Here is a 14,686-nt window from a genome sequence, read left to right on the forward strand (position 1 = left end):
CTATAAAAACGATGGAAAATAAGAAAGAAATGAGAAAGTGGTTAGAAGATTTCAATTTAAATCACCCACTTGTGATAGCTGGACCTTGTAGTGCAGAAACTGAAGATCAGGTTTTGAAAATTGCTCATGAATTGAAAGATTCAAAAGTAAGCGTTTTCAGAGCTGGAATCTGGAAACCAAGAACTCGTCCTGGAGGATTTGAGGGTGTTGGTGAAATTGGATTAAAATGGTTGCAAAAAGCTAAAGCTGAAACTGGTTTATTAATGGGAACTGAAGTTGCAACTGCAGCTCACTGTAAACTAGCTTTAGAACATGATATCGACGTATTATGGGTTGGTGCACGTACAACTGCAAACCCTTTCGCAGTTCAAGAAATTGCTGATACATTAAAAGGGACTGACAAAATTGTTTTGGTGAAAAACCCTGTAAACCCAGATTTAGCTTTATGGTTAGGTGGTGTTGAGCGTTTGCACATGGCTGGAATCGAGAAATTGGGAGTTATCCACAGAGGTTTCTCTACTTACGAAAAAACAAAATACAGAAACATTCCAGAATGGCAGATTGCTATCGAATTGCAAAATAAATTCCCTGATTTACCATTAATCATCGATCCATCTCACATTACAGGAGATCGTAAAATGATTTTCGAAGTAACTCAAGAGGCTTTAGATTTGAACTACGATGGTATGATTATCGAAACGCATATCGATCCAGACAACGCTTGGTCTGATGCGGCACAGCAAGTTACTCCTGATGCTTTGAAACAAATCATTAAAGATTTGACTATCAGAAAAACGGACGATACTACAGATGAGTACAGCCAAAAAATGAAAAAACTAAGAGCTAACATCGACGTTTTGGATGCTAACTTATTAGAATTGTTAGGAAAACGTATGAAAGTAGCTGATGAAATTGGTCAAGTGAAAAAAGATGCTAACGTTGCGATTCTTCAAAACAACCGTTGGAACGAAATCTTAGGAAAAATGATTTTAGAAGGTGAGAAAAAAGGTCTTACTGAAGAATTTGTTTTGAGAATGTTCAAAGCAATTCACCAAGAAAGTATTGGTCACCAAGAGAAAATTTTCAACGCATAATTTTGTTTTAAGCCATATAAGTGATATAAGTTAATTTAAGTTTATTCTAAACTTTGTCTTGAGTTTTCTTATAGCATAATATTGAAAATAGATTGTTTTTTATATTAAATCTCCATTGCTTTCGGGCTTTGGAGATTTTTTTTTGAAAATAAGTATTATCTTCCCAACCTTTTGATGTTTTTTGTTCTCTATAACAATATGAACCTTAATTTTTGTATCATGAAATTAAAAATGTTTTCATCTATACGACACATTTTTCAACTGAATTTGAATGTATTGTTTTTCTTTCTGGTCTTTATTGGCACAAAAGCTTTTGCGCAAAGCCCTGAACTTACCGTTAAAGGGGAAGAAGCTGAGAAGGTGCGAATGAGTCAGTTGAAAGTTAATGTAAAAATCGTTGGCAATATTGCTTATACGACAGCCGAAATGCATTTTTTTAATTCGGGTACACGACAAATGGAGGCAGAACTTATTTTTCCGCTTCCAGAAAATGTTTCGGTTTCGAGATATGCGATTGATATTAATGGGAAACTTCGTGAAGCTGTTCCAGTAAATAAAAATAAAGGGAAACAAGTCTTTGAAGCAATTGAACATCGTCGCGTAGATCCAGGCTTATTGGAAAAAGTCGATGGAAATAACTTTAAAACCAGAATCTATCCGTTAATGCCAAATGGAGAAAGAACCGTAGTTATTGGTTATGAAGAAGAACTTTCATCTTCAGATAAAGATAATTTGGCGTATCAGTTTTTGAGCCGTTATCCAAAAAAGTTGGATAAATTTGAAATTAATGTTTCGGTTTTAGGGGCTTCAAGTACGCCAACTGTTGCTGAAAATTCAGGAAAAGAAATTGTGTTTTCAAAATGGGATCAATCTTTTCAGGCTTCGGTTAAAAAAGAAAATTACCAGCCTGAAGAAAAATTGGTTTTTAAAATTCCGATTCAGCAAAATATTCCGAGTGTCGTAATGCAGAATGCTGGGGGACAGTATTATTTTTATGGAAATACTTTTATCGAAGGAAATAAAACCGCTAAAAAATCACCCGCCTCAATTGGTTTAATTTGGGATAATTCTTTGAGTTGTCAAAATCGTGATTTGAAGAAAGAATTGAGTTTATTGGATGCTTATTTTCAGAAGATAAAAAATACAAAAGTTACATTGTACTTTTTGAATTATACTTTTGATAAACAACAAGAATATATTATTTCTGAAGGAAATTGGTCTGCTCTAAAAGCTGTTTTAGAAAAAACAAGATACGATGGCGGAACTCGTTTTTCGCAATTGAACTTTTCAGGTCAGGATGAATATTTGTTTTTTACAGACGGATTATCATCTTTGAGTGAAAACCTTCTGCCAAAAACAAAAAAGCCAATTTATTCTATCACCTCTTCAGTTTCTGCTGATTTTGCTTTTCTGAATTTTTCGTCAACGAAAACCGGCGGTAATTTTATCAATTTAAATCAGATAAATGCTGAAATAGCTTTGGATAAATTGACAAATACCAATTTGAAATTTTTAGGAATAAAAGAGAATTTGACAGTCACCGATTTATTTCCGATGGAAGGAACTTCAGTTTCTGGGAATTTTAGTTTTTCGGGAATTTCACTAAATCCGAAAAATGAAATTACGTTGTTATTTGGCTATAATGAAGCTATTTTAGAGCGAAAAATAAGTTTAGATGCAACTATCCAAAATACTGCTGATATCAATGTTGAAAAACTCTGGGCACAGAAAAAAATTGCTAATCTTGAATTGCAATACACTAAAAATGCAGATGAAATTGAGATTTTAGGAAAGAAATTCGGAATTGTAACCAAAAATACGTCATTGATTGTTCTCGAAAATGTTCGTGATTATATTATGTATGATATTTTGCCACCAGCAGAATTGCGCGAAGAATTTGATCGAATTAAAAAGCAGGAGCATGACGCTGCATTAGCGCTACAAAAGAATAATTGGGAAAGTATTGAAAGTTATTTTGGAAATATAAATGCTTGGTGGAAAAAGAATACTAAGTATAATGGACAAAAAATAGCATCTAAATATAAGTATAATAGACAAGCTCCACCGCCACCGCCACCTCCAAATGGTAGAAATAGAGCTAGAAATATGGAAAGCAGAGTAGGATCTGAGACTATTAAAGGAGATCCTGATGCTGTTTTAACAATCGATGAACCAGTTGGAGCAGGACCAGTATCAACAGTTATTGTGGAAGATAATGCTGTATATGATACACCTCCTCCGCCCTCTGCGCCAAAAGTGGATCAGGTAAAATTTGTAGCGCCAGTTGTAGCAAAATCGCAAGAGATTACAGAAGATCCACCAAAAATTATTGATATAAAAGACAAAAAAGTTGGAAGTGAAGTAATTAGGGGAGATTCGGATTTTACTAAATTACAAGACACAATAACTGTAGGATACGGGACTCAAAAAAAATCTGATGTTACTGGTGCTATTGCAGAAGATACTTCAAAAAACAAAGATCTTTTGCAAGATGCAAATTTCAGTAGAGGTTATTTCGCTGGAGATTCAAAAAAGCCTTTAATTATAGTTGATGGTCAGTTTTATGAGGGTGAAGTGACCGATTTAAAATCAGATGATATCGAAACGGTAGAGGTTTTAAAAGATGCTGCAAGAATTTCTGCTTATGGTAGTTTGGGAGTAAATGGAGTTATTATTATAACAACAAAAAAGAAGTCTTCAAATAGTGGAGTTGTTCAGACAAAAAGTTGGAATCCAGATCGATTGTATTTAAAAGCACTGGCATCTGCACCAAAAGAAAAGCAATATGATTTGTATCTTGATTTAAGAAAATCGCAGGAAAGAAATCCGAGTTTTTATTTTGATGTGGCTCATTTTTTCTACAATCAGGGCGATATTAAAAAGGCATTGCTAATTGTCAGTAACATTGCTGATTTAGGTTTAGAGAATCATCAGTTATATAAAACTTTGACTTATACTTTACGTCAGTGGAAAGATTATAATGATGCTGTGTTTACAGCAAAACAGGTTGTAAAATGGAGAGAACATGAACCACAAAGCCGTAGAGACTATGCCTTAACGCTTGAAGATACAGGAAAGTATCAAGAGGCGTTTGATGAATTGGTAAAATCACTTGAAGTAAATTATTATGGAGAAATGAGTGGACAATATGAAGGGGTAGAGGATATTGTTTTAATGGATATTAACCGTTTAATGTCTGAGCATTCTGGATTAAAAACAGGAAAACTAGACAAAAAATATATTGCTAAAATGCCAGTTGACATCAGAATCATAATGAACTGGAATCAAATGGATGTCGATTTAGATTTACATGTAATTGAACCAACTGGAGAAGAATGCTATTATAGTCACACAAACACAGCAATTGGCGGTAGATTTTCAAAAGATTTTACAGAAGGTTATGGTCCAGAGCAATATTTAGTTCGAAATGCAGTGAAAGGCAAATACCAAATTAAAAGTAACTATTTTGGAGAAACTGAATTAACCGAAAATGGTCCAGCAACTGTAATGATTGAAATTTATACTACTAAAGCTGGCAAAGTATCGAGAACTTTGAAAACAATTCAGTTAGGAAAAGTAAAAGAAAATGAGGTTTTGGCCGAAATTAATTGGTAAAATTCAGAAATCCAAAGTTTAGATTTCAAATTTAAAAGGCGAAGTTGCGTTGTTCAATTCTAAAAAACGTAATTTTGCCTTTTATTTTTTTAGGTTAAAAAAGCAATCTAAAATTTAAAATCAGCAATCTAAAATTAAAGAATGACAGGAACCGTTTATAAATCTACAGGAAGCTGGTACACCGTAAAATCTGAAAAAGGAGATTTTATAGAATGCCGTATGAAAGGGAAATTTAGAATGAAAGGTATAAAAAGTACCAATCCAATTGCTGTAGGCGATATAGTCGATTATGAATTAGAAGAAACTTCTGATGCTGTTACGGGAATGATTCATAATATCCACGAAAGAAAAAACTATATCGTTCGTAAATCGGTTAACTTGTCTAAGCAGATTCATATTATTGCTTCCAATATTGATCAGGTTTTTTTATTGGTTACAATTGATAATCCGCCAACAACTACAAGTTTTATTGACCGTTTTTTGGTTACTGCCGAAGCTTACGGAATTGAAGCTATTTTGATTTTTAATAAAATTGATACTTTAAATGATCAGACTTTAGATGATCAGCTTTATTTGCAACACATTTATCAAGAAATTGGATATAAGTGTTTGAGAATTTCTTCGACAGAAAATAAAGGTGTTGACAAATTGAAAGAAATGATGATCGGGAAAGTAAGTATGTTTTCTGGACATTCTGGAGTTGGAAAATCAACTTTGGTCAATGCCATGGAACCTAGTCTTCATTTAAAAACAACAGTAATTTCAGAACAAAGTAAGCAAGGACAACATACTACAACTTTTGCAGAAATGTACGACTTGTCTTTTGATGCTCGAATTATTGATACTCCAGGAATTAAAGGTTTCGGAATCGTTGATATGGAGCCAACAGAAATCACTGATTATTTTCCAGAATTCTTCAGATTGAAAGATCAATGTAAGTTTAACAACTGTTTACACAAAGAAGAACCGCATTGTGCCATAAAAGCAGCATTGGAAAAAGATGAAATTGCTTGGTCACGCTACAACAGTTATCTTAAAATCCTTGAAGGTGATGATGAGCACTATCGTACTGATACGTATGGTGAAGATCGTGCAGCGAGTGATGAAACACGTAAATAATTGTGAATGGTAAATTGTGAATTATGGCTGATAACATAATTAAAACAAAGTCTTTTAATTTTGCACTTAGGATTATTAAACTTTTTCAATTTTTAAAATATGATAAAAAGGAATATGTTCTGAGTAAACAATTACTTCGTAGTGGAACAGCAATAGGTGCATTAATTAGAGAATCTGAGCAAGCAGAAAGTAAAAAGGACTTTATTCATAAACTTGCAATTGCACAAAAAGAAGCAAACGAAACAGATTATTGGCTGGAATTGCTTTTTCAATCCAATTACCTAAATGAGATTCAATTTCAATCTATAAAGTCTGATATTGTAGAAATAAATAAAATTTTAGCTTCAATTATTATAACCTCGAAGCAAAAACTAAGCGCTACATAATTCACAATTTACCATTCACAATTCACAATTTTCTATGAGAGTAGTTGTCCAGAGAGTTTCCCAAGCATCAGTAACAGTTGATTCTAAAATTGTTGCAGATATTCAAAAAGGTTTATTGGTTTTAGTTGGAATAGAAGAAGCCGATACTCAGGAAGATATTGATTGGCTTGCTGGGAAAATCATAAAAATGAGAATCTTTGGTGACGAAAATGATGTCATGAACTGCTCGGTTCAAGATATTGATGGCAATATTATTGTAGTCAGCCAATTCACACTTCATGCTTCTACAAAAAAAGGAAATCGTCCTTCTTATATAAAAGCAGCCAAACCAGATTTTGCCATTCCGATGTATGAGAACTTTGTTAGTGCTATAGAAAAAGAGTTTGGAAAGAAAGTGCAAACTGGAATTTTTGGTGCAGATATGAAAGTCAGTCTTCTAAATGACGGACCAGTTACCATTGTAATGGATAGCAAAAACAGGGAGTAAAATATTATTAAACATTTGTTAAGGATTTCTGAAAATAATATATATTTGACGAAAATACTTACTAATGAAAAACCTGTTTTGCGCGTTATTTTTTATTTTATTTACCGCCAATATTTCTGCTCAAAAGAGCATTTACCCTATATTTTCTATTCCCGATAGTTTAACACAAAATGCGAATGCTGTTCTTCGTTTAGACCAGATGGATATTGTCATTGCTTCGCAAAGAAGTATGAATATCAAAACTCAAAGGGTTGTCTCTGTTTTAAATGAAAAAGGTTTAAAAGAGATTGATGCTTTTAGTCATTATGATAAAACAACTTCAGTTGAGAATATTGAAGCTATAGTTTATGATGCTTTAGGAAATGAAATCAAAAAAATAAAAAGAAAAGATTTTAGAGATGAAAGCGCTGTGAGCGGGAGCACTCTTTTTTCAGATAATCGAGTACTTTATTTAGATTATACCCCAATTTCATATCCGTTTACAATTGCTTTTACGTGCGAAACTGAAACTTCAAATACCGCCTTTATACCACAATGGTATTTTATTGGTGGCTACTATTTAAGTGTGGAAAAATGTGTTTTGAATGTTAATTTTCCGAAAGGATTGGGATTCAAGAAGAAAGAATTCCGAGTTGACAATTTCAACATAAAAAAGATAGCCGATACTGATACCAATTTAAGTTATATAGCAACAAATATTCCTGCTCAAAAACAAGAGGATCTTAGTCCTTCTCCTTCAGATCTTTTTCCTAAAGTTATGATGGGGTTAGAAAACTTCCACCTAGAAGGAGTAGATGGAAATGCTACCACTTGGGAGGCATTCGGTAAATGGTATGGCGATAAAATCTTAACGGGAACTACTGTTTTACCCGAAGAAACAAAAAACAAGATAAAAGCTCTTGTTGGAGATGAAAAAGATCCTGTTAAGAAGGCCAAAATCATTTATGATTACGTGCAGAAAAAATCTCGATATGTAAACATTGCGGTTGGCATTGGCGGTTGGAAACCTATGTTGGCCAATGATGTAGATCGTTTAGGATACGGAGATTGTAAAGCATTGTCAAATTATACAAAAGCACTTTTGCAAGTTGTAGATGTTCCGTCATATAACACTATTTTATATGGCGATCGTTACAAAGCAGATATTCAGTCTGATTTTGTATCGATGCAAGGAAACCATATGATTCTCGCAATTCCAAATAAAGATAATTACATCTGGCTAGAATGTACTAGTCAAGATGACCCATTTGGTTATCAAGGGACTTTTACTGATGATCGTGATGTTTTGGTTGTGAAACCAGAAGGAGGTGAAATTGTTCGTACCAAAATCTACGATGACAAAGGAAATACTCAAGAAGGGAAAGGGATTTACACAATTGATGGAGCTGGAAATTTTTATGGGACATTAAAAATAGCCTCACAAGGAAGCCAATATGCCACTAAATCTCGAGTAGAAAATATGCAACCAAATGAAAAAGAGGAACACTACAAAGATTACTGGGATAATATCAATAACTTGAAATTGGGTAAAATTACTTTTACCAACGATAAAGAGAACATTCGTTTTACTGAAGATGTTCAGTTAAGTGCAGTAAATTATGGAATGCTGACAGGTAATAAAATGATTTTTGTAGTTGATGCTTTTAATCAGTATACAGGAAATATAAAAAGAATGCGAAACCGCAAAAATCCATTTCAAATTCAGCGTGGCTATTTTGATACAGATGAAATCGAGATCAATTTGCCAGATGGTTACAGCATCGAATTTCTCCCCTCAAATTATGAGTTAAAAGGAAAATTCGGTGAGTACAAAACCGAAATCATAAAAAAAGAAAATAATAAGTTAACTTATAAAAGGTCTATGTTCCTGAACAAAGGGAAATATTCTAACAAAGAATATGATGAGTACCGCTTGTTTATGGAGCAAGTTTCTAGAAATGATAACGCTAAAATAATACTAACCAAAAACTAATTATTTAAATCCAAAATAATCCAAAATAATCCAAAATTACCAATGAAAATTATTAAACTATTTAGTCTCACCGTGATCTTGCTATTAGGTCCAAAATTAATTTCTCAAGAATTCAAGCTAGGAAAGGTTTCTATTGCTGAACTTGAACAGAAAGTACATCCAAAAGATTCATCTGCAGTGGCGGCGGTCCTCTATAAAAAAGGAATTTCCAGAATGGAGTTTGACCAAAATGACGGTTTTTACATGATGACCGATGTCGAAACTCGTATTAAAATTTATAAAAAAGAAGGTTATGAATGGGCTAATCAACAGGTTTGGTATTATAATACCACTAACTTAAAAGAACGTGTGTTTTTTTCAGATGCAATAACTTATAATTTGGTTAATGGTAAAATAGAAAAGACTAAATTAAAAAGCGATGGGACTTTTGATGAGGTTATTTCTAAATATAAGGGCCAGAAGAAAATTACGATGCCAAATGTAAAAGAAGGTTCTGTAATAGAGTTTCGATACACTGTTAGATGTCCGAGTGATCGTATAATTCGTGATTGGGATTTTCAAACCTCAATTCCTGTAAATTATTCTGAATTTAAGGTTGCTTACCCAGAATATTATGTCTTTAAACCAATGCAGAAAGGATACATATTTCCAAAGATAGCGACATTAAAAAACCCGAGAACGATAACGATTAATAGTAAAGAAAGAAGTGGAGGACGTGTATCTCAGACAGAATTTTCTTCGGATAATATAGATTATTTAGAAACAGAAGTTACTTATGTGGCCCAAGATTTTCCTGCATTGAAAGATGAGAACTTCGTAAACAATATAGATAATTATACTTCTAGTGTTCAATATGAGTTATCTATGACCCGTTTTCCTAATCGCCCAATGAAAGAGTACTCAACAGATTGGAGTTCTGTTGTAAAAACAATTTATGAATATGACGATTTTGGTCCTGAATTAAATAAAACGGGGTATTTTGAAGAGGATTTGAAAAAAATACTGTCAGGGCTTAATACACCTGAGGAGAAAATTTGGGCTATATTAAATCACGTAAAATCAAATGTAAAATGGAATAGTTATGTTGGTTATGGCTGTGATAATGGTGTAAAAAAAGCATATAAAGAAAAAACGGGAAATATTGCCGATATAAATTTAATGCTTACAGCAATGTTGCGTTATTCGGGTTTAACTGCAAATCCAGTTTTAGTTAGTACGCGTTCAAACGGAATTGCCCTGTTTCCAAACAGAACGGCATTCAATTATGTAATTGCTGCTGTCGAAACTCCAAACGGATATATTTTACTAGATGCTTCAGAAAAATTTTCGATTCCGAATGTTTTACCGCTAAGAGTTTTAAATTGGTCTGGAAGATTGATTAGAAAAGACGGGTCGTCGGAAGAGATTAATTTAATGCCAGAAAAAACTTCGGCCGATAATGTCTTTATGAATTATAGTATTGATGGTACAGGAAAAATTACGGGTAAAACAAGAAGACAATGCATGGATTATAATGCAATGATTACAAGAAGTAATATTGAAAGCTTAAAAGAAGAAGAATATTTAGAAAAACTAGAAAACCAAAATAATAAAATTGAAATTAGTGAATATTCAAAAACAAATGAAAAAGATATTCTTCTTCCTATTATAGAAACATATTCTTTTACGGGAAATAATCTATGTGAGTTAATTGGTGATAAAATATACGTAAGTCCAATGTTGTTTTTCACCAACGATAAAAACCCTTTTAAACAGGAAACACGAGAATATCCAGTTGATTTTAGTTATCCTTTTGCTGATAAATATAATATTACAATTAAAATCCCCGAAGGTTTTGCAGTAGAAACATTGCCAACTCCAGCCGCTTTATCAATGGAAGATAATCTAGGTGCTTTTAAATTTAATATTGCTGCCAACGGAGATACTTTACAATTGTCTATTTTACATCAGATAAATGAAGCAATTGTTTCTGCTGAAAAATACGAAATGCTAAAAGAATATTATAAGACGATGATAGCCAAAGAAACAGAAAAAATCGTTTTAAAACGTATTTAAATTATGCCGAGATTTCTCCTAATTTGTATCGCCTTTTTTGGGATTACAATTACCATTCAAGCTCAGAATTATGAATTGGGCAAAGTAACGATTGTAGAGTTAAACGAGAAAGTTCATCCTAAAGATAGCAGCGCATCCGCTGCTATCTTGTTTAAGAAAGGGAGGACTTATTTTGGCTATAACAAAGATGTTGGATTTTATGCCAATCATGTCTGCGAGGTAAAAATTAAAATTTATAAGAAAGAAGGTCTAAGTTGGGCCGATCAGAAGGTGCGTTTTTATATCGGTTATGAAAAGTTAAACGAAGATCGTTTAGAATTTTCGGATGTAGTTACCTATAATTTAGAAAATGGAAATATCGTAAAAACAAAACTAAATAATCAGGGAGAATTTAAAACCAAGATTAATAAGTATTGGAAAGAAAAGACGATTACTTTACCAAATGTAAAAGTAGGGTCTATTATTGAATACAAATATGTTTTAAGATCCGAGAATCTGGTTAAGTTTCCTGATTTTGATATTCAGTTTGATATTCCTGTTGACTATTTTTATTATAAAACACAAATACCGGAGTTTTACATTTATAAACCGCTTTTAATTGGAGGGATTCCGCTTGAAACGGAATCTAAATTTACAAATGCCAGTCAGAGCTTTGACAACGCTTATAATCAGACAAACTCATTTAGCTATAAACAAATTGAAACTTTTTATACAGGAAAAGATGTTCCAGCATTAAAAGAAGAACCTTATATTAATAATCTTGAAAATTATCGGGGAAGCATTCAGCAAGAACTTGAAAGGGTTCGTCTTCCTGATCAGCCTGTTAAAGACTACAGTTTAACTTGGGAAGGTGTTGCAAAAACTATTTTTAAAGACGAAAGTTTTGGAAAACAGCTTAATCAAGGGGCTTTATTTACGGATGATCTGAATACATTATTGAGTAACGTAGACGATAAAAAAGAAAGATTGAATCTGATTTTTACGTATGTCAAAAATCGAATGAATTGGAACGAAATTAATAGTTGTTATACAGAAAAAGGAGTTGAAAAAGCTTATAAAGAACAAACAGGAAATGTTGCAGAAATAAATTTTATTTTGATAAATATGCTTCGAGCAGCAGGTATAGAAGCAAATCCTGTTTTGGTAAGTACAATCCAAAATGGACTTCCGGTTTATCCCACAAGAACAGGATTCAATTACGTTATAGCGGCAGCCGAAATTGATGGTAAAAGAATTCTTTTGGATGCAACTCGTAAGCTTACAGCTCCTAACATTTTGCCATTAAATGTTTTAAATTGGAAAGGGAGGTTAATTACGAAAGATGGAAATTCGCAAGAAATTGAATTAGATCCAGCAATACAGTCGAAAGAGATTTACAGCCTTGTTGTCAAAATTGACCCTGATGGAAAAATGAACGGGCAGGCTAGAGTTCAAAGAACAGAATATGATGCCTATAGTTTTAGAGAAGAAAACAAAACTAAATCTGAAGACGCTTATCTGGAAAAATTTGAGAATAATTTAGGAGGTTTGAGTATTTCAAATTATAAAATAGAGAATCAGAAATCAAATTTAGATCAGTCTATTATTGAAACTTTTTCTTTTGCTTCAGGCAGTCGTTCGGATATTATCCAGGGTAAGATTTTTGTCAATCCACTATTGTTTTTTACGCGAAGTAAAAATCCTTTCAATCAGGAAAAAAGACAAATGCCAGTTTATTTCGGATATAAAAACATGGAAAAGTACAATTTTAGTATTCAGATTCCAGAAGGATATGCTGTAGAATCTATTCCAAAGCCGGTAAAAATAACTTCAGAGGACAAACAGATGTCCTTTATCTTAAATTTTTCAGTTACAGAAAACAAAATTCAAATTGTAAGCCAAAAAGAAATCAACAATAGTATTTTTGCAGCAGAGGATTACGGAATGATAAAAGAGTTTTTTCAGAAGATGATCGTAAGCCAAAATGAAAAAATAATTCTTAAAAAGATATAGAAGATGGATTTGAAAAATGCACAGTTAGATGTTGATACCTGGATAAAAGAACATGGAGTTCGTTACTTTAACGAATTGACGAATATGGCACAGCTTACAGAAGAAGTTGGTGAGGTTGCCAGAATTATTGCGCGCCGTTACGGAGAACAATCTGAAAAAGAAAGCGACAAGAACAAAGATTTAGGAGAAGAATTGGCAGATGTTGTTTTCGTAGTGCTGTGTTTGGCTAATCAAACAGGAATCGATTTACAAGCCGCTTTCGACAAAAAAATGGATTTGAAATCGGTTAGAGATAAAGATCGTCACAAAAACAATGATAAATTGAAATAATTGTGAAATTTCAGCGTGAATTTTGATTTACGGGCGAGGAGTGGTAAATTGCACGCTTGGATTATGTTACTCATAATTCGCAACTCATAACTAATATCATGAATTTAAAATTAACGACGAATTCACCATTCACAATTGATGATTCGCAACTAAATATTACAGGTTCTAAAAGTGAAACGAACCGTTTATTGTTATTAAAAGCATTATTTCCAAATATTACTTTAGCCAATACTTCAAATTCAGACGACAGCGAAGTAATGCAGAAAGCTCTAGCTGGAAATGACGAAATTGTAGATATTCATCACGCAGGAACTGCAATGCGTTTTTTGACTGCTTATTTTTCGGTTAATGAAGGTAGGGAAGTAGTCCTGACAGGTTCAAGCAGAATGCAGGAACGTCCGATCAAAATCTTGGTTGATACTTTAAGACAATTGGGAGTTGAAATCTCTTATGAAAAAGAAGAAGGATATCCGCCAATTCGAATTAAAGGAAAAAAAGTTACGGCTTCAAAAGTAAACTTGGCAGCAAATGTGAGCAGCCAATATATTTCTGCGCTTTTGTTAGTGGCTTCAAAATTAGACAATGGTTTAGAGTTGACTTTGGAAGGAGAAATTACTTCAATTCCGTATATCAAAATGACTTTGGCTTTGCTGGCTGATTTAGATATTAAAACAAGTTTTGAAGGAAATGTAATCAAAGTTTATCCGAAAGAAGCGGTTGAATCAAAAGAAATGGTTGTAGAATCTGACTGGAGTTCTGCTTCATATTTCTTTAGCTTAGTTGCTTTGGCTGATGCAGCAAAAATTACTTTGAGCAGTTACAAAGAAAACAGCCTTCAAGGAGATTCAGAATTAGTTTCTCTTTATGAAAAAATGGGCGTGAAAACGACTTTTCAAAACAATAAAATGACTTTGGAAAAAGTAGCTGGATTCAATTATCAAGATATAAATTTTGAATTAAATAATACGCCAGATATCGCTCAGACAATTGTAGTAACTTGTTTAGGTTTAGGAATTGGATGTCATTTAACAGGACTTCATACTTTAAAAATTAAAGAAACTGACCGACTAGAAGCTTTAAGAATTGAGCTTACTAAATTAGGAGCAAATATTTCTGTTACTAATGACAGTTTAACTTTAGTAAAATCTGATAATATAAAACACGATATTCATATTGCAACTTATAATGATCACCGTATGGCAATGGCATTCGCTCCATTAGCTATCAAAGTGCCAATTATTATTGATGATGCTGAAGTAGTTTCTAAATCGTATCCAGATTTCTGGAATGATTTAAAAGCTTTAAACTTTCAAATATCAGAATTGTAATTTTTTTTGAACCATATAAGAAAATATAAGTTCATTTAAATTAAAGCGTAATAAAACATTGCCTCTGGTTTTAACCAGAGGTTTTTTTATGTGTATCTAAAAGCAAACCCGACAGGTTTTCAAAACCTGTCGGGTTTAACATATAGAACCCAGTATTTAAAATTCCAGTTAATATGAACTTATCTCACTTATATGGTTCCAAAAACACATTTTTAATGCTTCCCGAAACCTCACAAAATCAAGGACTTTTGAAAATAAACGTCAAAACACTTGACAACGCCTATCTCACAATCGTATATTTGCAACCG

10 protein-coding genes are annotated in these 14,686 nt (G+C 32.9%); all 10 read left to right on the forward strand.

The window, feature by feature from the left end:
- Positions 1-11 precede the first annotated feature (11 nt).
- Positions 12-1,094, forward strand: coding sequence for a bifunctional 3-deoxy-7-phosphoheptulonate synthase/chorismate mutase type II (locus tag DM397_RS05215; protein ID WP_026728420.1), 1,083 nt, complete (start codon positions 12-14; stop codon positions 1,092-1,094).
- Positions 1,095-1,313: 219 nt separating this feature from the next.
- A complete protein-coding gene (locus DM397_RS05220; RefSeq protein WP_111376517.1) occupies positions 1,314-4,709 on the forward strand; it encodes a VIT domain-containing protein in 3,396 nt (1,131 codons plus the stop codon).
- A gap of 141 nt (positions 4,710-4,850) precedes the next feature.
- The gene (gene rsgA, locus DM397_RS05225; protein WP_111376518.1) at positions 4,851-5,828 is read left to right on the forward strand and encodes a ribosome small subunit-dependent GTPase A; all 978 of its coding nucleotides are present in this window, start codon (positions 4,851-4,853) and stop codon (positions 5,826-5,828) included.
- Between the two features lie 23 nt (positions 5,829-5,851).
- The gene (locus DM397_RS05230; RefSeq protein WP_111376519.1) at positions 5,852-6,214 is read left to right on the forward strand and encodes a four helix bundle protein; all 363 of its coding nucleotides are present in this window, start codon (positions 5,852-5,854) and stop codon (positions 6,212-6,214) included.
- A 34-nt stretch (positions 6,215-6,248) separates the two neighbouring features.
- The gene (gene dtd, locus DM397_RS05235; RefSeq protein WP_111376520.1) at positions 6,249-6,701 is read left to right on the forward strand and encodes a D-aminoacyl-tRNA deacylase; all 453 of its coding nucleotides are present in this window, start codon (positions 6,249-6,251) and stop codon (positions 6,699-6,701) included.
- Positions 6,702-6,765: 64 nt separating this feature from the next.
- Positions 6,766-8,673, forward strand: coding sequence for a DUF3857 domain-containing protein (locus DM397_RS05240; protein WP_111376521.1), 1,908 nt, complete (start codon positions 6,766-6,768; stop codon positions 8,671-8,673).
- Between the two features lie 42 nt (positions 8,674-8,715).
- Entirely contained in the window at positions 8,716-10,728 is a 2,013-nt protein-coding gene (locus tag DM397_RS05245; protein WP_111376522.1) for a transglutaminase domain-containing protein, read from the forward strand.
- Positions 10,729-10,731: 3 nt separating this feature from the next.
- The gene (locus DM397_RS05250; protein WP_111376523.1) at positions 10,732-12,720 is read left to right on the forward strand and encodes a DUF3857 domain-containing protein; all 1,989 of its coding nucleotides are present in this window, start codon (positions 10,732-10,734) and stop codon (positions 12,718-12,720) included.
- A 3-nt stretch (positions 12,721-12,723) separates the two neighbouring features.
- Positions 12,724-13,050 carry a nucleotide pyrophosphohydrolase gene (locus DM397_RS05255; RefSeq protein WP_012022600.1) on the forward strand — a complete coding sequence of 109 codons (327 nt, stop codon included), beginning with the start codon at positions 12,724-12,726 and terminating at the stop codon, positions 13,048-13,050.
- Positions 13,051-13,148: 98 nt separating this feature from the next.
- Complete coding sequence (gene aroA, locus DM397_RS05260) at positions 13,149-14,378, forward strand: 3-phosphoshikimate 1-carboxyvinyltransferase (protein ID WP_111376524.1); 1,230 nt, start codon at positions 13,149-13,151, stop codon at positions 14,376-14,378.
- Positions 14,379-14,686 lie beyond the last annotated feature (308 nt).

This window comes from Flavobacterium nitrogenifigens (genome assembly GCF_003254565.1).
In the GTDB taxonomy this organism is placed as follows: domain Bacteria; phylum Bacteroidota; class Bacteroidia; order Flavobacteriales; family Flavobacteriaceae; genus Flavobacterium; species Flavobacterium nitrogenifigens.